This is a genomic window from Pseudomonas sp. Root569, assembly GCF_001427465.1.
GTDB classification, from domain to species: Bacteria; Pseudomonadota; Gammaproteobacteria; order Pseudomonadales; family Pseudomonadaceae; genus Aquipseudomonas; species Aquipseudomonas synxantha.
Genome location: NZ_LMGQ01000024.1, coordinates 425,070 through 449,334, shown reverse-complemented (window position 1 = coordinate 449,334; position 24,265 = coordinate 425,070). Strand labels below are relative to the sequence as shown.

At 55.2% G+C, this 24,265-nt stretch carries 20 protein-coding genes and 1 tRNA gene; 2 read left to right on the top strand and 19 right to left on the bottom strand.

Annotated elements, in window-relative coordinates:
• Nucleotides 1-29: 29 nt before the first annotated feature.
• Nucleotides 30-2,117: a TonB-dependent receptor gene (locus ASD70_RS19495; RefSeq protein WP_056847200.1), complete on the bottom strand. Its 2,088-nt coding sequence runs from the start codon at nt 2,115-2,117 to the stop codon at nt 30-32.
• A gap of 413 nt (nt 2,118-2,530) precedes the next feature.
• On the opposite strand from ASD70_RS19495, the gene ASD70_RS19490 reads away from it, so the two are divergent.
• Nucleotides 2,531-3,847 carry an OprD family porin gene (locus ASD70_RS19490; protein WP_046070448.1) on the top strand — a complete coding sequence of 439 codons (1,317 nt, stop codon included), beginning with the start codon at nt 2,531-2,533 and terminating at the stop codon, nt 3,845-3,847.
• A 107-nt stretch (nt 3,848-3,954) separates the two neighbouring features.
• On the opposite strand, the gene ASD70_RS19485 is transcribed toward ASD70_RS19490, so the two are convergent.
• The 17 genes from ASD70_RS19485 to ASD70_RS19405 form a co-directional block, all read right to left on the bottom strand.
• Nucleotides 3,955-5,532: a M48 family metallopeptidase gene (locus tag ASD70_RS19485; protein WP_056847199.1), complete on the bottom strand. Its 1,578-nt coding sequence runs from the start codon at nt 5,530-5,532 to the stop codon at nt 3,955-3,957.
• A 13-nt stretch (nt 5,533-5,545) separates the two neighbouring features.
• Nucleotides 5,546-5,911, bottom strand: a complete 366-nt coding sequence (locus ASD70_RS19480; RefSeq protein ID WP_056847198.1) for a hypothetical protein — start codon at nt 5,909-5,911, stop codon at nt 5,546-5,548.
• A gap of 37 nt (nt 5,912-5,948) precedes the next feature.
• Nucleotides 5,949-7,292, bottom strand: a complete 1,344-nt coding sequence (locus tag ASD70_RS19475) for a CHASE2 domain-containing protein (RefSeq protein ID WP_056847197.1) — start codon at nt 7,290-7,292, stop codon at nt 5,949-5,951.
• 198 nt (nt 7,293-7,490) lie between these two features.
• Entirely contained in the window at nt 7,491-7,775 is a 285-nt protein-coding gene (locus tag ASD70_RS19470; RefSeq protein WP_005783879.1) for a DUF3077 domain-containing protein, read from the bottom strand.
• Nucleotides 7,776-8,943: 1,168 nt separating this feature from the next.
• Entirely contained in the window at nt 8,944-10,005 is a 1,062-nt protein-coding gene (locus ASD70_RS19460; protein WP_056847195.1) for a hypothetical protein, read from the bottom strand.
• 70 nt (nt 10,006-10,075) lie between these two features.
• Nucleotides 10,076-11,932, bottom strand: coding sequence for a DUF3732 domain-containing protein (locus ASD70_RS19455; RefSeq protein ID WP_056847194.1), 1,857 nt, complete (start codon nt 11,930-11,932; stop codon nt 10,076-10,078).
• Nucleotides 11,929-12,399 (bottom strand): three component ABC system middle component, encoded by a 471-nt coding sequence (locus ASD70_RS19450; RefSeq protein ID WP_056847193.1) that lies wholly within the window; start codon nt 12,397-12,399, stop codon nt 11,929-11,931. Before ASD70_RS19450 ends, ASD70_RS19455 begins: the two co-directional genes overlap by 4 nt.
• The gene (locus ASD70_RS19445) at nt 12,396-13,604 is read right to left on the bottom strand and encodes an ABC-three component system protein (RefSeq protein ID WP_056847192.1); all 1,209 of its coding nucleotides are present in this window, start codon (nt 13,602-13,604) and stop codon (nt 12,396-12,398) included. Before ASD70_RS19445 ends, ASD70_RS19450 begins: the two co-directional genes overlap by 4 nt.
• A 1,028-nt stretch (nt 13,605-14,632) precedes the next feature.
• Nucleotides 14,633-15,541 carry an ImmA/IrrE family metallo-endopeptidase gene (locus ASD70_RS19440; RefSeq protein ID WP_056847191.1) on the bottom strand — a complete coding sequence of 303 codons (909 nt, stop codon included), beginning with the start codon at nt 15,539-15,541 and terminating at the stop codon, nt 14,633-14,635.
• Nucleotides 15,542-15,558: 17 nt separating this feature from the next.
• Complete coding sequence (locus ASD70_RS19435) at nt 15,559-15,870, bottom strand: hypothetical protein (RefSeq protein ID WP_056847190.1); 312 nt, start codon at nt 15,868-15,870, stop codon at nt 15,559-15,561.
• Nucleotides 15,871-15,879: 9 nt separating this feature from the next.
• The gene (locus ASD70_RS28515) at nt 15,880-16,116 is read right to left on the bottom strand and encodes a colicin E3/pyocin S6 family cytotoxin (RefSeq protein ID WP_018606357.1); all 237 of its coding nucleotides are present in this window, start codon (nt 16,114-16,116) and stop codon (nt 15,880-15,882) included.
• 229 nt (nt 16,117-16,345) lie between these two features.
• Nucleotides 16,346-16,421 (bottom strand) — tRNA-Thr (locus ASD70_RS19430).
• Nucleotides 16,422-16,939: 518 nt separating this feature from the next.
• Nucleotides 16,940-18,127, bottom strand: a complete 1,188-nt coding sequence (locus ASD70_RS19425; RefSeq protein WP_056847189.1) for a methyltransferase — start codon at nt 18,125-18,127, stop codon at nt 16,940-16,942.
• Nucleotides 18,108-18,797: an ABC transporter permease gene (locus ASD70_RS19420; RefSeq protein WP_046072631.1), complete on the bottom strand. Its 690-nt coding sequence runs from the start codon at nt 18,795-18,797 to the stop codon at nt 18,108-18,110. The genes ASD70_RS19425 and ASD70_RS19420 overlap by 20 nt, the downstream gene beginning before the upstream one ends.
• A 38-nt stretch (nt 18,798-18,835) precedes the next feature.
• On the bottom strand, nt 18,836-19,531 hold the full coding sequence (locus ASD70_RS19415) for an ABC transporter permease (RefSeq protein ID WP_043047309.1): 696 nt from the start codon (nt 19,529-19,531) through the stop codon (nt 18,836-18,838).
• Nucleotides 19,532-19,605: 74 nt separating this feature from the next.
• Nucleotides 19,606-20,358, bottom strand: a complete 753-nt coding sequence (locus tag ASD70_RS19410; RefSeq protein ID WP_003187758.1) for an ABC transporter substrate-binding protein — start codon at nt 20,356-20,358, stop codon at nt 19,606-19,608.
• A gap of 13 nt (nt 20,359-20,371) precedes the next feature.
• On the bottom strand, nt 20,372-21,145 hold the full coding sequence (locus ASD70_RS19405; RefSeq protein WP_025859203.1) for an ABC transporter ATP-binding protein: 774 nt from the start codon (nt 21,143-21,145) through the stop codon (nt 20,372-20,374).
• A gap of 554 nt (nt 21,146-21,699) precedes the next feature.
• Here ASD70_RS19405 and gabP point away from each other — a divergent pair.
• Complete coding sequence (gene gabP, locus ASD70_RS19400) at nt 21,700-23,091, top strand: GABA permease (RefSeq protein WP_046070493.1); 1,392 nt, start codon at nt 21,700-21,702, stop codon at nt 23,089-23,091.
• Nucleotides 23,092-23,819: 728 nt separating this feature from the next.
• Here the strand turns inward: gabP and ASD70_RS19395 are convergent.
• Nucleotides 23,820-24,233, bottom strand: coding sequence for a hypothetical protein (locus ASD70_RS19395; protein WP_056847188.1), 414 nt, complete (start codon nt 24,231-24,233; stop codon nt 23,820-23,822).
• Nucleotides 24,234-24,265 lie beyond the last annotated feature (32 nt).

Genomic DNA, 24,265 nt, shown 5'->3' with positions numbered 1-24,265 from the left:
CCCCTCCCACAGGTTTCATTTATTCGGCCTTAGAAACTGTAGGTACCGGTGACGACCAGGCTACGCGGCTCTCCCGGTTGAATCTGCGCCGCGCTGGTCGCCGAGGCATAGTAGTTCTTGTCGGCGATATTGTTCAGTGCCGCCCTGACGTCCCATTCCTTCTGACGAAACCCGGCCAGTGCATCCCAGCGCCCATAACCCGGCAGCACCACAGTGTTGAGGTTGTCGGCGTAACGATCACCCACCAGGGTCAAGCCGGTTTCCGCGTACCAACCCATTTCGGGCTTCCAGGTGATGAACAGGCTGGCATTACGCTTGGCTACATCGCTGATCCGTTTGCCTTCAAAGCCGTTGTTGTCCTTCTCCACCTTGGCGTCCTGCAGCCCCACGCCGCCGCGTACGTACCAATTGTCGACGATCTTGCCGGTGGCGGTCAGCTCCACGCCGCGTGAGCGTTGCAAGCCTGTGAGCAGGGTAATGGTGCGGTCCAGCGGGTCGCTGGTGCGGCGGTTGTAGAGTTCCAGTTCGTACACGGCCAGGGTGGTGCTCAGGCGGTCGTCGAGCCAGTCGCTTTTCACGCCGATTTCTTTTTGCTTGGTCAGCTCGGGGCTCAGGTCATTGGCGCCGCCTGCCGCATTCGGCGTGATACCGATCAGACCGCCGCCTGCGGGTGTGAAGGTCTTGCTCCACGAGGCATAGAACGAATGGTGCTCCAGCGGCGTCCACACCAGGCCGACGCGTGGGCTGGTGCTGTGGCTCTTCACGTTTTGCTGGGTGTTGAGCAACTTGCTGGTGGTGTCCACTTCAAAGCGGTCGTAACGCAGCCCGCCCAGGAGCTGCCACTGGTCATTCAGACGCAGTTGGTCCTGAACGTACAGGGCGCGACTTTCGACTTCGGTGTGGTTGTTGCTCGAAACGCTCATGCGCCCGGTGTGGCTCAGGTGGCGATTGGGCTGGTTGAGGTTCAGGCTCGGCACGGCCTGGCCGCCTCGATTGACGGCGGTAGCGGAGTACAGCTTCGGATCGCGGCGCTGGCTGCCCAGCTCAATACCGGTGAGCAGGCGGTGCTCCAGGCCGAAGGTGTCGAAACCACCTTCCAGCTCAAGGTTGTTGAACACATTGCGGGTGGTCAGGTCCTGCTGCCAGTGCTGTCGGCTGACGGTGTTGGTTTTCGGGTCGTAGCCGGTCTGGTAGGTGTTGTCGAAATCGCTGTCGAGCTTGAACACGCCGAGGGTGTGGCGCAGTTGCCAGTTGGCGTTGAGCTCATAGGCGAGCTTGGAACGCAGGGACTGGGATGTATCGTCGATGTAATCGCCGCTATCAAAATAGGTGGTGCTGCGGCTCACATCGGCCGGACGCCCGTTGACCCCGGGGATGCCGCGGTCCGGCGTGCGGTTGTAGCGGCTGTATTCGTATTGCACCAGCCAGTTCAGCTCAGGGGTGAGCTGCCAGCTCATCGACGGTGCGAACAACTGGCGGTTGCCACTGACGCCATCGCGAAAGCTGTTGTTGTCCTGGTTGCCCATGTTCAAGCGCAGGCTGATGGTGTCAGTCGGATCGGTGCTCAGGTCGGCATACAGGCTGCGCAAATCATTGCTGCCGCCTTGGGCTTCGATGCTGGATTTCTGCCCCTGGGTAGGCAGTTTGCTGACGCGGTTGACGATCCCACCCTGGCCTCCGCGCCCGTACAGCACCGCAGCCGGGCCCTTGAGCACTTCGATGCGCTCGATGTTATGCAGGTCGCGCACGTACTGGCTGTCGTCGCGGATGCCGTCCAGATAGAAATCGTTGCTCGCGTCAAAACCGCGTATGCGCAAACTGTCGAAGCGCGTGTCGGCGCCGCTGCTGACGTTAGGGATGCCGCTTAATGCCTGGCCCAGGTCGTTGGTTCCGTAGGAGCGCAGGCTTTCGGTCTTCACGGAATCGATGGCCTGGGGCACGTAGCGCACGGACGTGGCGGTGCGAGTGGCGGTGCTGGTTTCCTTGACGCGTGGGTCATCTTCGTCAGCCTCGGCGTTAATCGAGGTTTCAGGCAATACCGTGGTCGCATTGGCAAAACCGACAGACAGCAAAAAAGAGAGCCCTAAGGAAATGGGCGTCAGGCGCGGGACAAGCATGGGGGTGAGTATCCAAATGGTCTGGCAGGGAAATAGTGCGCGAATGGTAATGCTTTGCATTTGCGCGTGTTATCTATTCCCTATGGTGCTGCCTGTTAGATTTGTTACTTAATGTGTTTTTGTCCGTGTGCAGCCACATTTGGTGACGTTCATTGCAGCGCTTTAGCTCGCTGCTTAGACGAATATCGCCTAAATACAGACGATTCACGAAATTGACACTTAGTTCAATGCCCGCATAGGATTGCGCCCAACGCCTGTGGCTAACCACCATGACTAAATCCAATAAAAAAGGCCTGCGGCAGTTCAGTCGTCCGCGGGCCTTCTTTTTGCGGAAAAAAGTCGACACCAGAAAAAAGCAACACGGAGCCTGGTGTCACAGCGCGTACTCAACCCGTAATAAGGAATATAAGAACATGTTGAAGCAACGGATGAGTCTGATCGCTCTGGGGATTTTGAGCGCATCGACAGCAATGGCAAACGACCAGGAGCAATCCAAGGGTTTTGTTGAAGACAGCCACCTGAACATCGCCGCACGTAACGCCTACATCAGCCGTGACAAAAAAAATGGCGAGAAGGACAAAGCTGAATGGGGCCAAGGCTTCATCGGCAAGTTCGAGTCCGGCTTCACCCAAGGCACCGTCGGTGTGGGTGTGGATGTGATTGGTCAATACGCTATTCGTCTGGATGGTGGTAAAGGTCGCGCTGGCGCCGGCGGTATCGACTTCTTCAAGCAGGGCAACGGCACTGTTGATGAAAACGGCCAGCGGAACCCTGGCTCGGCACCACACGACCTGGCCAAAGGTGGCGCAGCCGTGAAGTTCCGCGTTTCCAACACCGTACTCAAGTACGGCGACCAGTTCCCGGCTGTACCTGTGCTGCAGTACGACAACTCCCGCCTGTTGTCGGAAACCTACACCGGTACGTCGATCGTCTCCAAAGAGATCGCCGGTCTGCAACTGGACGCGGGTCACTTCACCAAAGAAGCGCGCAAGAGCATGGAAGGCACCGACAGCGGCCGCCTGAAAAGCATCGACTACATTGGTGGTAGCTACAAATTTACCGAAAGCCTGTCGGCTGCCCTGTACGCCTCCGACATGCAGGACGTGCTGAAGAAGCAATACGTCAACGTCAACTACGTGCTGGCCCTGCCAGAGAAGCAGTCGCTGACGTTTGACTTCAACGGCTACAAAACCAAGCTCGACCGCAGCTTCGCCCTGGAAAACCAAGGTGATGCGGACGCTCGCGACAACAAGATCTGGAGCCTGGGCGCCACGTGGGCTGTTGGCCCGCACAGCTTCACCATCGCTCACCAGCGCAGCACCGGCGACACCGGTTACCTGTACGGTGGCTACCGCAATGCTGGCGGCATCGGCGACGGCGGCAATACCATCTTGCTGGCCAACTCCTACTGGTCTGACTTCAACGGCAAGGACGAGCGCTCCTGGCAAGCAGGTTACGGCATCGACTTCGCCACTTTCGGCGTACCGGGCCTGACCTACAACATCGCCTATGTGCGTGGTACCAACATCGACGACGGCAGCGGCCGTGGCGATGGCACCGAGCGTGAAATCTTCAACCAGTTCAAATACGTTGTTCAAAGCGGCCCAGCCAAAGACCTGAGCCTGCGTGCTCGCGCCTCGTGGTTGCGCGTTTCCGATAACGCCAGCAAGTACAACACTGGCGGTAACGAAATCCGTCTGTTCGCCGACTACCCGATCAACGTTTTCTAATTGATCGAGCGTCGCGCCTGATTCCAGGCAATAAAAAACCCCGACTGGTTCGGGGTTTTTTATTGCCTGGCGCCGAGTGGTTTCGCCTGTAGGGTGTGTCCTGAATGTCAGGCCTTGACCGGCGCAAGCTTCTTGCAGTTTTCCTTGCGCGCGGGGTATTGCTCGCATTTGCGCAGCACGGTTTGTACCTGCTGCGTATTCTGCAACTGCTGGTTGGCCAGCAGCTTTTCGGTGATAAACAGTTCTTCCGAGCCCAGATTACGTTCGGCCTTGTCGATCATCGCCAGTGCCGATTGCCCATCACCCCGCTTGAGGTGGTAGCTGATCATCAAGTCATAGGTAGAAGGGCCAGCCAGGGACCAGTCCTTGATCGCCTGCAACTCTTTCAGCGCTTCGCTGTTTTTACCCTGGGCCAGGCGCACGGTATAGGCGGTGCGCCGAATGCTCGGCTGATCCTTGACCGGCGAGGCCAGTGCCTGACGGATAAACCTTTCGGCATCCGGCACTTTGTTTTTCTCCAGGGCATCGATAGCAAAATACGCATCTTTATAACCCTGCAAGGCCTTCGCCACTTGGGGCGTGTTTTTCATCTTCGACCAGCTTTGCGGGTTGACCCGGGCGCGGCGTTCCTGGCGATATTCGCGTTGCAAGTACTGGCGCAGCTCGGTGTCACGGTCCATCGCCGACATGTGCGAGCGGTTGAAGTATTGCGTGGTCGCGGTGATGCCGGTGGTCAAGCCGTCCTTGACCAGCACGTCGAGCTCTTTGGTGAACTGGTTGAGATTGAACTGCTGCAGCGAATCCTGCATGGCATTCTTGCGCGCTGTGAGAAAGCCCGTGAGCAATGGCTTCTGCTTGCCCTGGAAGTCATTGAGGCGCTCCAGGCTATGGGTGGCTGCGCGCGGGGCGTAACCGGCGCGGATCATCAAGTCGGTGCCGAGCAGGTCGGCCTGGTCTTCCTGGCTGCGGCCCCAGGCGGTGCTCCACACCTGGTCGGAAAAGGTATTGGCCAGTGCGGTGTACAGCACGGTGTTACCGATGGTCTTTTGTGTGCCGGCCGGGTCTTTACTGAACAGTTTCATCGTCCCGGAGCTGCGGTCGACGCCCGTATCGGCAGCCATGGTGGCCAAGGCGACCGTGGAGGCCACGGTGGTAAACATGTCTTTCTGCTGCTGGAAGGCGGCCATGCGGTCATGGTGATGCAACAGCACGTGGCTCATTTCATGGCCAAGCATCGCAGCGATTTCATCTTCGCTGGCAACGTTGTCGAGCATGCCCAGCGGCACGAACAGGTTGCCGTAAGGGTCTGCCGACGGCCCGAACCCATAGCTGTCGGTGATCTTCACCTGTAGCGGCGGCAACTCCCCCGGCCAGCCCTTGGACAAGCGCGTGACAATGCCCTGCAAGTAGGCTTGCAGTATCGGGATATCCACCAGGTTCTGCTGACGCGCTTCGGCAGCCGGTACCGCCCGCCCGTCGTAGCTCAGGCGCTGCTGGCTCTGGCGCTGTGGGTCGAGCTTGTAGTACTGGCGCACGTCGGTGTTGTCCACATAGTGGCCCTGGACCCGGGATTGGGTCGAAGGCCCCACCAGGTTCAGAAACGCCTGGTCTGCGCCCTTCAACGTCGCGCAACCACTGAGCACCGAACAGGCCAACAGGCTGGCTGCCACTAGATATCCCTTCACCGCAACGCTCCTTTTATTGATTGCAACCGGCACCAAAGCCGATGGTGGAATTATTGCGGCTGTCCTTGGCCTGGCTTTTGGTCAGGCCCTGGCAAGGCAGGTCGACGACGTTCAGCGGCGGTTCGATGCGCAGGTCCATGGTGTCCAGCCAGACCTTCTGGCCTGCCAGCTCTATCTGCACCAGGTCCAGCGCCTGGTTGTACTGCAACACCGGCACGGGCTGGGTGGGCGCATCCTTTTTCGCCAGCTCACGCTGTTGCTTGCCCTGTTCATCGAGCACCGTCACCGGGTCGGCCAGGAACGCCTGGATATTGTGGGTTTGCGCCCAGGCGCCTGGGGTGAAGAGGGCGGCGAGCAAGACAATCAGACTTCTGTTCATCCTTGGGTTCCTTGAGTCAAAGGGCAAAGCGGCGCACTCAGCGATCGCGGTCGAAGACGGCTTCGATCCGCTCGCTGAACAGCACCAACGACAGCAATACAATGCCCAGCACGTTGACCGGGGTGATGTCATTGAGGCTCAGCAACACACTGACCGCCGCCAACATCGACATCACCAACAGCCACGATGGGCACGGCGAGGTAAAAAACCAGATTTCCTGGCGCCGCCAACGGCTCCAGGTGCGATGGCCCGACAGGCGCCGTGCGTGCAGCGCCTTGAGCACGGCAATCAACGCCAGCAGCCCGAGCTCCAGCAGGTCCAGCCAATTGAAGGGCAGGGCGGGGAAGTTGGCTGGTTCATGGTCGTAGTCCATGCCTGAGTTGATCAGGTTATCCAGGGCCATGGCATGCAGGTAAACGCCGGGGAGCTGGCCGTGTACCGGTGACTCCACCAGATCCCCCGTGGACGCGATATTGGCGCCCACCAGCACCAAGCGGTCGCGCAGCAACTCTGCGATCAGTGCCTGATCGTCGGGGTCGCTGACCTCCAGGTCACTGGCCGACAACGTCAGCGTATAAGGGCACCGCGCCTGGGCCGAGTCATCGAGCTTCCAGAACACGGCCTGGAACAACTGCGCCACCCCGTCCAGCAAGAAATGCCGCGCCGCTGCGCAGTGGCGGATATCAGCAATACGCGCCTGTTCCGGCGCCAGCTTCAGCCCCCATTGCACCGCGATGGGCTGGCGCTGCGCAGCGGTTTGCGCATCCACCGGCGGCGGCTTGCACTCGTGCGTGGCACAGAACACCCGGTACAGCGCCAAGGCGGGGGTTTCCATCAGCCCGGCCTGGGTATGCTTGGCCAGTGGATACTTGTCATCCACCCCTTCCCATACCACAAGGGCTGGGCGGCTGACCTGCATAAAAGGCGCCAACGTATTGGCCTGGCCCGACTCCCCGCGCGCCAAACCGGTATTGGCCAACCACAGCGGGATGCCCTGGCGTTGATAACGCTCAAACACATTCGCCAGCAACTGGCTGCCCCGCGCCGGGTCGCCCAGCGAGTGGTCATGGCTGTACAGCAAATCCACAAACACCGCCCCAGGCTTGTACGCCAGCAAGCGCTTGAACAACTTGCTCTGCTCGCCATAGGGCATGGGCCATGAGCTGTCATTGCGCATCAGGTAGGCATCATCAATCAACACCACCGCCACCCGCTGCTGCCCAAGGCTCGGGTAGTGGCTGGCGAACATGCGATTGAGCCACTGCGCCGACGCCTTGTCGCTGGAACTGGCCAGGCCGAAAGGATCAAGAATCGCCAGCAACACGATGATGACCGCCAGCCAATAGCGGCGGTATTTGAACAGCGGGGGGTTGGACAACATCCATGTCTCGATAAAAACGCAAGCAAGGCGGGGTTTTTAAAGGAGTGGGGAGGGGGTGTCAATCGAATAAGTGGCTAAGTGCCATATTGCCTTTGGCGCGCCTTTCGCAAAAAGCCCCGACCTATTCACGCCAGGGCTTTCCACTGTGGGAGCCGGGCTTGCCCGCGATGACGTCAGCCCGCGCACCACACGACTTCTTTATTGCTCAACATTCCCTGGTGACTCCAACACCTTCACCACATCATCAATCACCGCCTTGCTCATCTCCTGCAAATAATGCGACGCCCAGGCATAACGGTCCGTGTCCTGCGTCATCGCCGCGTCTTCCGCGAGCAGCTTGGCGAGGTGGAGCAAGTCGGAAACGTGATGCAAGGCCTCATGCAGGGAAACACCGCTGTTGACGCGGAACAGAGGTTGGTCGGAGTGAAAGGAAAAGGGGGTGACGCCGAGGGTGGTTAACGCAGACGCATTTGTAACGGTCATCGGTAAAACTCCCGTATCAAGTGAGAGCTACCACATTCGTTATCAGGCGAATTGGGTGGCAGCTGTGCGCAGGCTGATAAACCGGAGATACAGGAACCCGGCAGACCCGAAGGTCTCCCACGCACAGCCGCCATTGCACGAATTTTGAGGCGAAAAAAAACGCCTGCAAATCGGGTTTTGGGGGCGCTTGGTGTGCGCCTGCATCTTGCCGGGTTATCAGGCCCGGTCGCTGAATTGGCAGCGACAGGAGGGAGGGTAGCGTGGTGGGGCGTGGGGAGCAATCGGGAAAATGGATTGGTTAGACGCCTGCTGGGTTAAGAGCAGGAATTGACTGGATAATTATTGGTTTTATGGGAGCGGCATAATTATTGGCTATCCATAATTTTCTATAAAAGCTTGATTGCTAGCGAAAGGCACTGGCTGAGGTGAGAAGGCGCGAGAGCATGCCACGCTGATCGTCGGTGGATTGGATGGCACACGAGGCTCCCGGATTGCAGTGTGTGGACAAAAAGAGGACGTGCGGAAACTACAAAGCCCTCATTTCTGCGAGGGCTTCGTTTTGTATGGTGCGGCACCAGACGAACGGTAGCAATGAGCGGGGCCAGATTTTTCGCGGGCCTGGAATCTGGTAGAAAATTTAACGTACCTCCAACGATAACTTTAAATGAATTAGCTGATTATGGCTTTCGGTGGAATCGAAGTCGGGCTTTTCCCGGGTATCACCCAGCCTTCACCCAGCGAACGATGTAGCGATGCAAATGAGGAGGTATGTCCGTTCAGCCTATTATGGGGCACCGTCGCGACCTCTTCCATGGCAGCGACATCAGCCGTGCCCAGTCGATGCTTGCTAAGGAAAACGTTCCGACTGTTTGCAGTGTGCCGCGCAAACGTTGCGATGGCTGACGCGAACGCCGATACTGCGACCGCATATCGTATGCAGTCTGTTATGCCTACGCACTCTGAAACATTATCCAAAACGTAGTCCACCCTGGGCTGTTCGGCCGCCCTAAATATCGTCAAGGCAACATCATCGAGAGGATATCTGGGGTCTTCGAAGAGTACCCTTACAAAACGACTTGATTTGTTGAGCTTGTGGAAATGCTTCGTAGCGATGGTCTCATTGGCCCGGGGATAAAATGTCTGTAGCACTTGTTGTTTCATACAGTGCCTAATAGAGAGCGTTCGCGTTAATCAAGTCAATTATCAAGTGTTCCATAAGATCACTTAGCCATTTGATTTCTATAACTTCCTTGTTGCTCAGGCCAATGATTCTGTCAAGTCGCTCTCCATGTGCTGATTTATTTCGAACAAAATATGTATACTTTATGCATAAGGCTGCAACAAGCTGTTGATTGTCCAGTTTTGCAGCTTTCAAGTGTTTTTCTATATGAGCTTCTACGACGCCGAGAAGTCCGGATTTGATAAGGTAATCCTGCCGGTACGGTAGAGTTTCTTTGAGAACATGCATTAGCCTTGCGTCAGTGTACCGCAATACGAAGTCCCGGAAAGCCTCTGTTTTTTTGTAACTTTCAAAATCATTTAGAATAAGCTGTCGCCAGCGTAGTTGGCTGCGTAATTTATCAGCTGTCATGTTTTCGATCATCTTGACCGCGGTTGCCGATGCGCTTGCATGACTCAGAATAAAAGTCCTTGTTATCCTATGACATTCATGGTCGCCAGTTTTTTTAGCGATGACCCGATAGAGCGCGTTAAATGCCTTCCAGAGAGAGTCAAAGCGATCGAAAATGTCAGTTTTGGTCTTCGATCGAGTGAGGTGTGAAACAGCCTTTAGCAAGCCCAGTCCTTTTTCGGATTCGTCGAAAATCACCTTAAGTGCGTCTGGTTTGAATTCGGAAAGAAAGTCGGAGGCGAATTTGGCGTGACTTTTGAAATCCGAGGCGCCAATATTTTTTTCTCTGATTATCACGTCACGGTAACTTGTTGATATCTTAATGGATAAAATTTCTGGGATAGATTGCTTTACACCGATATAGAAAAATATAGCTTTTGTTATCTGTCCATATAAAGCGCTTTGATAGTTGTTGAAAACACCATCCAGATCTATCTCGGAAACGCGAGTGCATTGCAGCAAAATTTTGCTATTCGTGATTTCTAGTTTGTCTGTATATGCGCCGCCACCACTGTACTCGCAAGGCCCACTGAAAATGGGGGGCTGAGTCCCGCTGTTATTTATTTTGATTTCAATGGTGTAGCCATACTTGCTGCGCATGGGTCATCCTTAAATTGGATAGCTAAAATAGTTGTTAGGATGAAGGTCGCCAGGACCTTCGTAACTCCGATTATGAATTTTTCCAGGAAGATGGAATAAGAGCATTGCCGCCTCTAAAGACAGGCAGCAGGTGTATATTGGTCATGTCAAAAAACATAGAAGCCGGTACGTGCTCAAAGACGATAATTTGGAACTCTTTATCGTACTCGTTATTGATTCTGGAGATGAAGTTGTTAAGCATCTCAAATGCTGTTCGGATTTTGATGCGATCACTATGGACTAAGTTTTCGGGATCGGTCTCTTCATCTTCACCCCAATATGGTCTGCTCGGCTGATCTATAATCAAAAAGCTAGGAATGAATTTTGAACTCTTGTTGATAGCCACTTCGTGCAGAGCTAAAGAATGGATTAAATGCAGAAACATATGGTTTGAACTGCTACCAACATTCTCGATAAGCGTCGATTTTGGTTTTCTAAGCTGAATTTTTTTTTCTTTATAATTGAAGCTTGCATACCAAGTTGCATAGTTTTCAAGAGCTGTGCCCGTTTCCAGCATAAGTGCTGCAGCGACTTCATCGATCAGGCTAATTGTCGCTGCCCGTTCGGCTTCTACATCCTTGACCTGGATTGAATCCAACTCGCTCGCTAGACCGGAGATGTCAGAAGGTGCTAGCTTTTTAGGCTGGTCATCGTCCATTCGAGCATAGATACTCAATTTGCCTCGGGCCTCACCGAGAAATACCCACATCTCTTGCAATTCTTTGAACGAGCGTGGGACTTCGGGAAGAACTTGCAACTCGTCTTGAAGAGACTGCTTGCGCTCCTGAAGTTTTTTGACCGCGACACTTACTTGACTCTCCACTGGCCTTCGAGATTTAATGGCTTCGTCGATTGAGCGCAAATCAACTTGCAAGCTGCTAATAAGCTCATCGAAAATCGACGACTTAATGATTTCACCAGAGCGATCCATTAAAACTTTAAGCGGCTTAAGGCTATCCTGAGAGTTTCTGATGGTGGATTTGTAGCTTTTATACTCTTCAGTAAACTGAGAATATTTTCTAATTTGTCTGTTTATTGAGAATAGCTCGCTATTTATATCCGAGCGCCGCTTGGTAGAAGCGTCGAAGTTTGGTGTTATGCTCGGACTTGCAAGAGCGTCGCGTAAGCTCGTCGCAGTTACGTTTTTATCGAATTCTGGGGCCAGTCCGAACTCAGCTGCTTTTGACGCAATATCTCGAATTTCGCTTGAAAAATTATTACGGTTTTCCGATATAGATGATTTTTTTCGCTCGAGCTTTGCAATCTCTTTCTGAACGTGCTCTCTGCGCTCGCGAGCAACAATGTTTTCGAGGTCGTCGATTCCGAGAGCTAGATCAAATATTCTTGGCAGCGCTTCACGATATCTATCTATTTCTTGTTTGTCGAAAAAGGCCTTGCTATTTAATATTATATCATCAGACATCGTGTTGAATAGGAAGAAATATCTAAATGAAACCTTTGAACCGGCTTTGATAACCCTTCCGCCGAAAGGCATTTTGATTCTGTCATCGATCGAAAATTCGGCCTCAAGAATTTTTCGTAAATCTTCCTGCTCTATAGACGCTGTTGGAGTGCCTGGGACTTCACCCATTGAAGAAAAGTAGTAGTCGGATGAGACGAAGTTTTCATTCGGGCTGCGGCGAGCCAGAAAGAAGTCTTTATCATTAATATAAAACTTAATCCCATACCAACCGACATTGTCGTTAATCACGTCGTGAGGTATGTCGTGATCACTGGCCAAGAAGCAGTAGTCAAATATCTTTAGCAAAGTTGATTTGCCAGTCTGACTTTCACCAGTAATTATGTTTACCTTGTTTCTTTTAAACTCCAGTGTATGAGTTTCATTTTCTTTTGACCAGAGGACTATTGAGTCAATTCCAAAGTTCACAGTTGCACCCTAAAATTAAGATAAAGTTCTTCTTCAGGCTCGCTTAAAAGTTCGGCGAGCTTTTTCGAGGCCTGCTCAATTTTGTTTGCGCGCTGGCCAAATTCGGCGTTTGTATCGAGCGTCTTTGTAAGCACTAAGCTATCCTCGAGCTTAGCGTATCCAAGGTGGACCAATAGTTGAATGGAATTTAAAGATAAGGGAAGTGTACTTTCGAATCGCCCTTTGAAATTCGCAAAGAGATGAGGGTGTCCTGATACGAGCGCAGCAGATCCGCGCTCTAATGTCACCTTATTTGCCATGTACGCTAACGTCGGTCGATGTACTATCAGGGGAATGACTAGCAGTGCTTTGGGAGTCGACATGCTCCCAAGGTGATTGAGCGCGGATGCGAGGGCAACCACGCCAATCCCCACATTATTATAGCCATCCCAAAATCCTTTGTTAGTTTTAGCCTGATCTTCCATCATAGAATCTTCCAATCCCGGTGCCAACCAATCAGATTTTCGTCGGAAAGATGATACAGTTCACCATTGCTCAGTTCAGTGTTAAGCGTACTGGTACCGATAGAGAATTCAATCCTACGAAGTTCGTGGAGTAATGACTTTGCTTTGGCCACAGTTTCATGATCAAGGCAGTCTTCGCACCAGTGTTCAAAGGAGTTTCGCCATTTCCCTTTTGCATCTTTATGGAACGCTTCAATTTCGTCTGCGACAAGCTCTCCTGACTGATGCCAATCTTCTAAGAAACGAGCTATTTTAAGTCGCTGTGTAGTAAGCTCAAATGCGCGCTCAAGATCTTCTAGCTTAACCGCATTGATCGCGACAAGTTGCTTTACAAAGGTCTGAGCAAAAACGTCTTCGGGGTATGCGGGGACGAACGGCTTGTTAAGTTGCAACGGTTCTCGTGAGGATGAAAATATGCTTCTATAACGGTTGTAGAAGGAATCAAAGCTCAAAACAATTTTTTCGCCATGCTTGATATTTATATAATTGTCGGTCCTGATGTTTGAGTCCAAGCGTTCAAAAACAATATCCACGCTTGTGTGTGGCACCATTTTTTCTTTGATTGATTGCTTGATAAGGGCGTGAAGATCTTCAAGTGCTAACTGTAGATGAACCTTGCCGAGAAATAATGATAATACTTCGTTGTCGAGTCTTAAGACGGTGTTTATATATTTTTGAATTTCTTCATTTTTTGTTTTTGTACCAATGCTTTCAATGTGTTCGCGCAGTTCATAGAAGCTTTTAGTCGAGTTTTTGAACTCGTCAAGAGTTTTTAAAAATTTGTTCTTGCTGCTTTCCGTTTTGTTCGTAATGAGATGGAATTCAGAGCGTTGAATAAACTTTATCTGTTCAGGTTTTCGTTGCCGTTTTGCAATCGCATCCGAAATGATTTTTGCCCAGTTGTGGAGCGTCTTCCAAAGATCATCATCGAGTTCGGTTAGCGCGATTGTATTCCCAGCTGTATTTTTCTTAACAGTATGCTTTAGCTGAAATAGCAATTGGGTGTCGTTATCTAAATCTGTGTGGACGTCATCTTTTACCTCGAGACCTACAGATTGACCAGATTTCAAATTTAGCAAGCGATATATGAAATAATAGTATTGATAATGAAATCCGATTTCCTTGCTATCGTTGCTGGTTTTGTCAGTGAAGTTCTGTTTTGTGGTCACGTTTTAACTCACTCTCTCCATCCGTTTAATTTCTAACGGGCAGAGGGTGTGGGTAATTTTCCGCGATCCTCCCTGACCGACTCGGACGCATGAATCCATGACCAATCCGAGCTTGCAAGCATATTGCCATCAATAGTGTACGGCTTCTAGAAGGATATTCAGATTTCATGACCAGCTTGGCGGGTTTTGGCACCTGCGCCATTGCCCCTTATCGCCAGCCCAAAAAGCGGATTGTTGTGGGGGAGTGACGGGTAGCCTGTGTCTTGTCGGACCTAAAATCCAGGGCAGTAAGGCTGGGGAGGAAATGGTGTTCTAACTACTCCTACAAGGACACGCTCATTCTTACCATGCTAGCCCTTGAAGCTTCCCCACGTCATCCCGCCAAGAATGTTGAGTGTTATCAGGGATCAAGGCCCCTGCGGCCTGTGAGGGTTGTCCACTAACGCGGGACTGGCGGCTCCTTACGGCCGGGAGCTTGGACATCTCATGATCTGGCCTCCTGAACACCTCCGAAGAAGTGGGCGGGTGGAGGCTGCATTGGCTGACGAGACCTGTGCCGCGAGATCCTGAGTCGGGTTAAGGCAGTGAAGCGATGACTGGGGGCATGCCTGACTGTCAGTCAGGTGTAGCCCATTCCCTGGGTTGCGGCACCATCATCTGCATCGCTGTTGCCGGTGACTTTTCGGTGTTTGTCACGCCGATTGTCACGAGGGGGAATGCCGCAAAGCCTTAGACGATTTGGGCAGCAGCAGCGATAGGAGCGAGCGTCTCTTTCCGGGAGAAAGAGACGCGCGCAGGTTGGCGCAAGGAAATGGCCAAGCGGATAGGTTGCTGCAGGGCAGCTATGAAAGGCAATGAGTTGCCGCAGTGGGCACGCAGGTAAAAGTAGGCATCTATCACATCCCTGTGACCATGCTAGCCGCCGGATGCTAATCGCACTTTGGGAGAACCACCTCCGTGGGGAGTAGACTTAAAAGTTCGGGCTACCTGGCTTGCTGTCAACGACAGCGCTTCCCCTGTCTGATCACTCAACCCCGCAGTTTCAGCTCCCTCACCCGTTTGATCACAAACTGTTCAAACAGAGGGTGCTCAGTCACCACATCGTACATCTCATATTTTGTGAATGCCCGGATAACGGCTCCGCAGATTTCCGCCTCGTCGAGCGCTTTGTTTTTGCCGTAAGCAGCAGCAAGAATGCCGTTCATGTTTTGCAAATAGCCCTGCATGCCAGTGTCATTCAGGATTTGGTTGAATACTTCCCGCCACGGCCTTTTGTCTACTTCCCGTATGTCGCGGCCGATGAAGGTCCAGCTCATGTAAAACTGGCCGTCTATTTCAAAGCTCTCGAAACGACAGTCTGTCTGAAAGGTTTCGCTGCTGACTTCGGCGTTTCGTTCTGGAGGGTACGGCGCCGTTTGGGATCTTCGCGTGCTGAGAACTCTGGATGCGCTGTCCACTTGCACGCAAATCACAGGCTGCGGGAGCGGGCGTAATATTTTATTGAATGTTGCTTCTTTGGATGCCCCAGCCTGGGTAAGGACCGAGCGGAAATAGTGCTCCACACTGGATGCGGCTTTGTAGGCTTCAAGCAACCAGTCAGATGGCATCAACAGCTCTGCGGCGAAGCGATTGGCTTCGGTCTCCATTTGGCTGTAGGCAGCATCCACTTCCCGGTTCTCCAGGTGGGAGACGATTGTGCCTGTGTGCCATGGGATAACTACGTGCCCGATTTCATGGGCCAGCGTAAATTTTCGACGGGTAGCAGGTGCGCTTGAGTTGATCAGGATGCGGGGCTTGGTTGCAGCACCAATACCAATGGTGATTCCGTCCACGCCGAACGGCAGTTCAAGGTATTCAAGCTCCCCATAGGCAGAGGCTAGCTGTTCCAGATCGTAAGGCGGTGTCAGCTTGCGGATGGCCAGGACGCGACTGGCCATTTTTTCTTCTGGGGTCACTAGATCTTGCCCACGCTGCGTAGCCAGGCTTCGACTTTGGTCGCTTCAGCGACCGATCGCGCGCGCGCAGCAATCGCAAATTTGTCTTGATCGAGTTGGTCCTTAAGAGAGGTGCCGTACTTGTGGGCAGTCAATACAAAAGGTAAGACAGACGGGGTGGTTGACCACAGTTGGTACTCTTCCCACTTCATGCCCAGGTATTCATGCAGTTGCATGTCGGCACCTTGACGGCCCTCGTGCCAGTCCTCGACGAATCGGTCGATCTCTTCTTCCAGCACATCGCCTTTAAGGCAAAGCTTTACAAAATTCATATGAACCTCTCAGTTCGGTTTGATCCTTCGTCCGCGGACGGCAGGTTTCAACGCAAGCCCGGTTTCAGGGCAGACCGAACCCAGGTGAAAGCCACGTCGGTCGAAGACTTCAAACTCGCCATGAAGCGAATCCCATGAGTAGTATCGTTGCTCTACGGCATCAAAGTAATACTTACGGCCACCCTCTACATACGCGACTCTGAAACCGCTGACAATAGAAGGATCAGGCCTCGGTTTGCCGCCCATCCAAGGTTCCCTTAATCCTGAAAACTGGTCTCGGCGTTTTCGCCAAGGAGGGGCCGGACTATACCGTAGCTGGATTGGCATGGGCGGCAGGCTGGAGCGCGGATTTCGTTTCAAGAAATCGCGAACTGCATGTGAGGGAGATCTGGGATCTCCAGAACGAAAAAACCCGCCAGAAGGCGGGTTTTTCGGGGGTTCCAGAGATGTTGAAAGCTTTCTCTGGAACCTTGTATGGTGCCGGCACCAGGAGTCGAACCCGGGACCTACTGATTACAAGTCAGTTGCTCTACCAACTGAGCTATACCGGCGTGTTAGGGCGACGATTATAGCGATTGGAAAGCTTCTGTAAACCCCTGAATTCTGACTATTTTTGCAGAAGGAGAGGTTTTCTTCGAATGGCGGGTTTTCCTGCTCCCTCGAGCGTCAATTCCCATCCCCGCAATCCACGGTGAATTTCATCTATTCCATCACCCTGCCTCTGCTCTTTGGAACCGAGGTAGGTCATATATGCGTGCATTCACCACGCCGCAGCCTGGCTGTCTCGCGCAGCTTCGCGGCTGCTGAAAGGCCCAAAAAACACCGCATAAATTAAGCTTTATACGCTTACCCCAAATGCTTATGCACAATCGGCAGGTAGATAGCGTGATGAAGCAGCCGTTTTGTGACAGCGTTCTATACGCGCCGCAACTGCCTGTTTTGCGTGCGTTTTATTTTGTGAACAAAAAATGACCAGGGTCGATTTTGGCCTGTAACGCAGATAGATACTGGCTCGGTAAAGATTTCATCAACAGAGTTATCCACAGGGGCGTGTGGGAAATTTCGCCCCTTAATCGCGCTCGGCCAGCACCATCAAGTTGCGCGGCGTCAGCGCTGTTTCACAGAAGCTGCCGACCTCGACGTTGTAACCTCGCTCTTGCAGGAACAATGCTCGATCGAGCACCAGCCACATTTCCAGCGGGCGTCGAAACAGGCCTCTTACCAGCTCCAGGTTTCGCACCTCGGCCAGGCGGTGCCAGCCGTGTGCCTCCAGCGCCGTCCAATCCTGTTCGCCTGTGGATAAACCCTTTAGGTTCGCCAGTTCCTGGCAGTAGTCAGCGTAAGGTTTGTCCAGCCAACTGGCGGGCAGGGACGGCGTTGGCAGGTATTCGTCGCAACCGCGCAGCTGGCGTTGCAGTCGGTCGAAGCCCAGGCGTCGGGCCATGGACGTGTCCCGTTGCTGGCGCACGCGGTTGCCGGCGGTGACGGTTTCGCTCAGGGGCAGGCCTAGATCTTCTATGGATAGTTGCAGTCGGGATGCGCGCCCGGCAGCGGACAATGCCTGATAGCGGTCGGCGTTGATGCGGTTGTAGCAGCAGGGCGCCAGTGCCAGTTGTTTGCAGCCGGCGGCGCTGGCCAGTTGTAGCAGGCGCACGTGCAAATCGCCGCAGGCATGTAGGGCGACTGGTGTGTGTTGGGGGGTGATCGCCATATCCGCCATCACGTCCTGCAGGCGATGGGTGACGGGTAAGCGGTGGTGATCACTCAGGGCTTGGCCGGATGCGACCAGGGCTGGGTCGTATTCCAGGCAGGTCAACTGTTGGCCGGGTTGCAGCAGGCGGCGGCCTAGATGGCCCTTGCCGGCGCACCAGTCCAGCCAATGGGTGGGCGTTTCGGCAAAATTCAGCGCGGCACCGAAGGCTTCGATCTGTTGCCACTTGCGTCCGGGTACGTCGACATTCAGGCGGTGGCGAGCAGGTTCAAGCATGTGCGTGGGTAGTTTATCCACAGCACTGAGGTGTAGCGCTTGAGCGGCCAGCTGTGGAAAAGGTGCTGGCGCAGGCAGGTCGTGGGGGTGGTTGTGACTGGCTTCGGCTTCGGCCAGCGAGCGCTGGCGCAGCCATCGGGACAGCGCCGGATGTTCGGCTTCCCAGGGTAAGTGCAGATGGGTAAAGGGCCGTGGTCGCCACAGCCCTTGGTGCTCGATCAGGAACCCATCCAGCGCCTTGAAGCGTGCCTCAGCGTCCTTGGCACGCATCGACGCGCAGCCATTTTTCCAGCAGTTTGAAGCCACGCACGAGGATGTAGGCCATCAGCAGGTAAAACAGCCCGGCCGCGAAGAAGATCTCTACCGGCAGGTAGGTGCGGGCGATGATGGTCCGCGCCATCCCGGTCAGCTCCAGCAGGGTCACGGTACTGGCCAGGGCGCTGGCCTTGAGCATTAGGATCACTTCGTTGCTGTAGGCCGGCAGGCCGATGCGCGAGGCGCGGGGCAGGATGATGTAGAACAGCGTCTTGGGCTTGGACATGCCCAGGGCGCGCGCCGCTTCGATTTCACCTGGCGGGATGGCCTGGATAGCGCCGCGCAGGATCTCGGCGATGTAGGCGGCGGTGTGCAGGGTCATGGTGACGGTGGCGCACCAGAACGGGTCGCGCAGGTATGGCCACATGAAGCTGTTGCGCACGGCATCGAACTGCGCCAGGCCGTAGTAGACCAGGAACAACTGCACCAGCAACGGCGTGCCACGGAAGAAGAAGATGTAGCCGTAGGGCAGGGCGCTCACGTACCAGCGGCGCGACGAGCGAGCGATGCCGAGCGGGATCGCCAGCAGCAGGCCGGCGATCACCGCGATGGCTACCAGCTCCAGGGTCAGGGTTGCGCCCTGGGCCAGTTTGGGCAGCCACTTGATGATCACCGCCCAGTTCAGGCCCAGGTCGAAGTGCGATAGCCAGCTGTAGTCGCCGCTCATTGGGTGCTCCTTGCAAAGCCGCGGGCGGCGCGTTTTTCCAGGAAGTGCATGCTGATCATCGCCAGCACGGTCAGGCCCAGGTACATGAACGCGGCGACCATGAAGAAGGTGAACGGTTGCTTGGTGACGGTCACGCCGATCTGCGCGTGGCGCATGATTTCTTCAAGGCCGATCACCGACACCAGTGCAGTGTCTTTCATCAGGATCATGAACAGGTTGCCCAGGCCCGGCAGGGCGATGCGCCACATTTGCGGCATGATCAAGCGCGTGAAAATCCGCAGTTTCGACAACCCCAACGCCACACCAGCTTCGCGGTGGCCCTTGGGAATGGCGAGGATCGCGCCGCGGAACACTTCGGTGGCGTAGGCGCCAAAGCACAGGCCCAGGGCGATGACCCCGGCGGCAAAGGCACTCAGCGAAAGGTCGGGGTTACCGAAGAACTCCCCCAGGGCACGCATCAGGTTGACCGTGCCGAAGTAAATCAGCAGCACCCACAACAGCTCGGGAATACCGCGAACAATGGTCGAATAAGCACCGCCCAGCCATTGCAGTGGCTTGTACGGCGAAGTCTTGGCCAAGGCGCCGGCAAGGCCGAGCACCAGCCCCAGGCACAGGGCCGTGAGCGCCAGTTTGACGGTCATCAGCGCGCCAGCGGCAAGCGCCGGGCCGAATCCGTAGAGATCGAAATTCATGGTGTTTTCATATCGCGGCAGGCATTGCTGAAAGCCGGCGCGCTCAACCGAGCGCGCCAGGCAGGCCGTTCAGGTCATTCGATGCTGAACGGGAAGTACTTGTCGTTGATCTTTTTGTAGGTGCCGTCTGCCTTGATCTCTGCCAGGGCTTTGTTCAGACGCTCGCGCAGCGGGTCGCCCTTGCGTACGGCGATACCGATCTTGTCGCTTTCTACTACCGGGTCGCCTTTGAATTCATAGGCCGAACCGTCTTTGCTCTTGAGCCACTCGTACTGCACGTACTTGTCGGCGAGGATGCCGTCCAGGCGCCCGGAGGTCAGGTCGAGGTAAGCGTTTTCCTGGGTGTCGTAGAGCTTGGCTTCGGTGTCCGGCAGCTTGTCTTCCAGGTAGGTACCGGCCAGCGTTGCACGCTGTGCACCGATCACCTTGCCCTTCAGATAGGCGGCGTCTGTCTTGAAGTCCGCTGTGGCTTTTGGTGCGATGAATTGCAGCTTGTTGGAGTAGTACGGGTCGGTGAAGTCGACGGCCTGCTTGCGTTCGTCGGTGATCGACAGCGAGGACACCAGGAAGTCGAACTTCTTGGCGTTCAGGGCCGGGATGATGCCGTCCCAGTCGGACACGTACACTTCGCACTTCTCGACTTTCATCTTGGCGCACAGGGCGTCGCCGATGTCTTTGTCAAAGCCCACGACATTGCCGCTGGCGTCTTTATTGTTGAATGGCGGGTAGGCCGCTTCGATCCCCATTTTCAAGGTTTCTGCCATGGCCGTGGCGCTGAACGCCATCGAGACGGCCGCAGCCAGAAGGAATTTTTTATAGTTCTGCATGCATGTTGCTCCGTTAGCGGTTGCTGGACATGAATTGTTTGCAGCGCGCCGAAAGCGGGTTTTCAAACACCTGCTGTGGCGATCCTTGCTCTTCTACCAGACCCTGGTGCAGGAACACCACTTCGCTGGACACCTGGCGGGCGAAGCCCATTTCATGAGTGACCAGCAGCATGGTGCGGCCTTCTTCGGCCAGTGCGCGGATCACATTAAGTACTTCCTGAACCATTTCCGGGTCAAGGGCCGAGGTGGGCTCATCGAACAAGATGACTTTAGGCTGCATGGCCAGGGTGCGTGCAATCGCCGCCCGCTGCTGCTGGCCGCCGGAGAGTTGGGCTGGGTAGGCGTGGCGCTTGTCGCCGATGCCGACCTTGGCCAGCAGGGCCTCGGCCACTTCTATCGCTTCGGCCTTGCTTTGGCCGAGCACACGACGTGGCGCCTCGATGATGTTGTCGAGGATGCTCATGTGCGGCCACAGGTTAAAGTTTTGAAACACAAAACCGATTTCGCTGCGCAGGCGGTTGATCTGCTTGCCGTCGGCGGCCATCAGCTCGCCGTTTTTCGCGGCCTTGAGCTTGAGCTCTTCACCGGCCACCAGGATCTGGCCCTGATGCGGGTTCTCCAGCAGGTTGATACAACGCAGGAAGGTGGACTTGCCGGAACCGGAAGAACCCAGGATCGAGATCACGTCGCCGTCGCGTGCGGTCAGCGAGATACCCTTGAGTACCTCCAGCTCACCATAGCGTTTATGCAAGTTGCGGATTTCAAGCGCGGGCGTGGCCTCGGCCATGTGCGGTCCTCATTGTGTTCGGTGCGTGCTTCGCTGTTGGGCCGCCTTCCTGGCGAGGCGCCAAGCTAGCATAGCGTTTGGATGACAGCCAACAGCGCTGCGGACGGTTAACCGGTGGTCTGCGGCAGGGTGTCGCATCGGCACAGTAGCGTGTCGCGCCATCAACAACCGAACAGCCGTTTGAACCGGAAAAGCCACAGGCTTCGCGTAAAAAAGGGCGCGATGGTGCCAGCTTTGGCCGGGGGTTGGAAGGGTTAACCGGGCAAACGGTCCATATCAGCCCTTATATGGAGCGTCACGTACTTTTTGTGTGTGTTTTTGGTGCGCCTGTTCGTGTTGGATGTGGGTCGCACGGTAACGCTATAGCGGAATGCCATTGTTCTCAAAGACTTGCGATGTCTGTTGAATTGTCCTACAGGCCGCGTCAATCGCGGTTTCGTAACATTTTGGCGCAAATCTTGCGTAAAAAATAAAGAACGCCCTGTTGGTTTCTTTTCACGAGAAAGGCAGCAGCCGGGCGAACCGTTTTCGCAATTCCTCGCAAAGGTGTGTCAATGAGTAGTACGCAAAGCTCCAATGACCTCGAACAGGGGCTCAAACCGCGGCACGTCACCATGCTGTCAATTGCCGGCGTGATCGGTGCCGGTTTGTTTGTCGGCTCCGGCCATGCGATTGCTGCCGCTGGCCCGGCTGTGCTGTTGGCCTACGCGGCCGCCGGCACGCTGGTGGTGTTAGTGATGCGGATGCTGGCCGAGATGGCCGTTGCGTCACCGGACACGGGTTCATTCTCAACTTATGCCGACCGCGCAATCGGCCACTGGGCCGGTTTTACCATCGGTTGGTTGTACTGGTGGTTCTGGGTACTGGTGATTCCGTTGGAGGCTAACGCGGCGGCGACCATCCTGCATGCCTGGTTCCCCGATGTGGCGATCTGGGCGTTTACCCTGATCATTACGCTGCTGCTGACCGCGACCAATTTGTTCAGCGTGAAGAACTATGGTGAGTTCGAGTTCTGGTTTGCGTTGATCAAAGTCGTGGCGATCGTAGGCTTTGTAATCCTCGGCCTGGCGGCGATTTTCGGCTTCTTGCCCACCAGCCAGGTCAGCGGTGTGTCGCACCTGTTCGACACCCAGGGCTTTATGCCCAACGGCATGGGCGCGGTCTTGGCGGCGATCCTGACCACCATGTTCTCCTTCATGGGCACCGAGATCGTCACCATCGCCGCAGCGGAATCGAAAAACCCCGGCCAGCAGATCACCAAGGCCACCAACTCGGTGATCTGGCGGATTGGTTTGTTCTACCTGTTGTCGATCTTTATCGTGGTGTCCCTGGTGCCATGGAACGATCCGACCCTGGCTGCCGTAGGTTCCTATCAGACCGTGTTGGAACGCATGGGCATCCCGAACGCCAAGCTGATCGTCGATCTGGTGGTGCTGGTGGCCGTAACCAGTTGCCTCAACTCGGCGCTGTATACCGCTTCGCGCATGCTGTTTTCCCTGGGCCGTCGCGGTGATGCGCCAGCGGTTGCCAAGCGCACCAACAAGAGCGGCACGCCTTACTGGGCGGTGCTGCTGTCCACCGGTGCGGCGTTCCTGGCGGTGTTTGCCAACTATGTGGCGCCGGCTGCCGTGTTCGAGTTCCTGCTGGCCAGCTCCGGCGCCATCGCTTTGCTGGTGTACCTGGTGATTGCTGTGTCGCAACTGCGCATGCGTCAGAAACGTGCGGCGGCGGGCGAGAAGATCGTGTTCAAGATGTGGCTGTTCCCTGGCCTGACCTACGCGGTGATGGTGTTTATCGTCGGCACCTTGACCATCATGCTGTTCCAGGAAGCGCACCGGGTCGAGATCATCGCCACTGGGATCCTGAGCTTGCTGGTAGTGCTGGCGGGGTTGTTCGTGGCGAGCCGCCGCAAGGCCCAGAAGCTAGGCGCAGCCGTGCTCAACTGACGGAATGTGATGCAAATGTGGGAGGGGGCTTGCTCCCGATGGCGGTGTGTCAGTCACTTGGATGTCGACTGAGACTCTGCTATCGGGGGCAAGCCGCCTCCCACATTTTGATATGTGTCAGTCTGCTGGAGCTGTCAGCGACTGAGATGCTGAGCTTGCAGGTGGTATTGGGAGTGGCGAGCCGCCGCAAGGCCCAGAAGCTAGGCGCAGCAGTGCTCAACTGACGGAATGTGATGCNGACTGAGATGCTGAGCTTGCAGGTGGTATTGGGAGTGGCGAGCCGCCGCAAGGCCCAGAAGCTAGGCGCAGCAGTGCTCAACTGACGGAATGTGATGCAAATGTGGGAGGGGGCTTGCTCCCGATGAAGTGTGTCAGTCACTGAGATGTCGACTGAGACTCTGCTATCGGGGGCAAGCCCCCTCCCACATTTTGATACGTGTCAGTCTGCTGGAGTTGTCAGTGACTGAGATGCTGAGCTTGCAGGTGGTATTGGGAGTGGCGAGCCGCCGCAAGGCCCAGAAGCTAGGCGCAGCAGTGCTCAACTGACGGAATGTGATGCNGTGGCGAGCCGCCGCAAGGCCCAGAAGCTAGGCGCAGCAGTGCTCAACTGACGGAATGTGATGCAAATGTGGGAGGGGGCTTGCCCCCGATGGTGGTGTGTCAGTCACTTGGATGTTGACTGAGACTCTGCTATCGGGAGCAAGCCCCCTCCCACATTTTGATATGTGTCAGTCTGTTGAGGCTGTCAGTGCCTGGGATGCTGCCACGTAGTCTGCCTGGAACTGCGGCGATTCGATCCAAGCCAGCGCAGCGGCCTCGTCATCGCTGTCCGTCGCCCACTGCCGATATTCAATCAGTGCCGCCAGGATAAAGTCGGTCGCTTCTTCTTCGCCTTCCTGCTCCAGCACCAGCGCCAGCAGCGGGTGTGCCAGGAATATCGCGCACAGTGCTTGCTGGCTGGTCTCCCCTGCGGTGCGCATCTCGACGAACAGTTCGGTCAAGTCCACAGACTCAAGATCGATACGGCTGTCGTCGCCGGCGAACGCATCCGGCTTGGCCGCGACGGCACGCTGGGTGCGGTTTTGCTTGGCCTTGGTCTTTGCCCGCTGGGCGCGTTTTTGCTGCTTGTTTGGCGAGGCCATGGGCTCAACGTCCTTGGGTTCTGGATCTGGGT

Excerpts from the sequence above, each read along its gene's own strand:
- ASD70_RS19435 (WP_056847190.1), bottom strand. The coding sequence starts at position 15,870 with ATGAATTTTGTAAAGCTTTGCCTTAAAGGCGATGTGCTGGAAGAAGAG.
- ASD70_RS19480 (WP_056847198.1), bottom strand. The coding sequence starts at position 5,911 with ATGAACAGAAGTCTGATTGTCTTGCTCGCCGCCCTCTTCACCCCAGGC.
- ASD70_RS19405 (WP_025859203.1), bottom strand. The coding sequence starts at position 21,145 with ATGGCCGAGGCCACGCCCGCGCTTGAAATCCGCAACTTGCATAAACGC.
- gabP (WP_046070493.1), top strand. The coding sequence starts at position 21,700 with ATGAGTAGTACGCAAAGCTCCAATGACCTCGAACAGGGGCTCAAACCG.
- ASD70_RS19460 (WP_056847195.1), bottom strand. The coding sequence starts at position 10,005 with ATGCGCAGCAAGTATGGCTACACCATTGAAATCAAAATAAATAACAGC.
- ASD70_RS19415 (WP_043047309.1), bottom strand. The coding sequence starts at position 19,531 with ATGAATTTCGATCTCTACGGATTCGGCCCGGCGCTTGCCGCTGGCGCG.
- ASD70_RS19450 (WP_056847193.1), bottom strand. The coding sequence starts at position 12,399 with ATGATGGAAGATCAGGCTAAAACTAACAAAGGATTTTGGGATGGCTAT.
- ASD70_RS19440 (WP_056847191.1), bottom strand. The coding sequence starts at position 15,541 with ATGGCCAGTCGCGTCCTGGCCATCCGCAAGCTGACACCGCCTTACGAT.
- ASD70_RS19410 (WP_003187758.1), bottom strand. The coding sequence starts at position 20,358 with ATGCAGAACTATAAAAAATTCCTTCTGGCTGCGGCCGTCTCGATGGCG.
- ASD70_RS19470 (WP_005783879.1), bottom strand. The coding sequence starts at position 7,775 with ATGACCGTTACAAATGCGTCTGCGTTAACCACCCTCGGCGTCACCCCC.
- ASD70_RS28515 (WP_018606357.1), bottom strand. The coding sequence starts at position 16,116 with ATGGGCGGCAAACCGAGGCCTGATCCTTCTATTGTCAGCGGTTTCAGA.
- ASD70_RS19475 (WP_056847197.1), bottom strand. The coding sequence starts at position 7,292 with ATGTTGTCCAACCCCCCGCTGTTCAAATACCGCCGCTATTGGCTGGCG.
- ASD70_RS19490 (WP_046070448.1), top strand. The coding sequence starts at position 2,531 with ATGTTGAAGCAACGGATGAGTCTGATCGCTCTGGGGATTTTGAGCGCA.
- ASD70_RS19425 (WP_056847189.1), bottom strand. The coding sequence starts at position 18,127 with ATGCGTGCCAAGGACGCTGAGGCACGCTTCAAGGCGCTGGATGGGTTC.
- ASD70_RS19495 (WP_056847200.1), bottom strand. The coding sequence starts at position 2,117 with ATGCTTGTCCCGCGCCTGACGCCCATTTCCTTAGGGCTCTCTTTTTTG.
- ASD70_RS19395 (WP_056847188.1), bottom strand. The coding sequence starts at position 24,233 with ATGGCCTCGCCAAACAAGCAGCAAAAACGCGCCCAGCGGGCAAAGACC.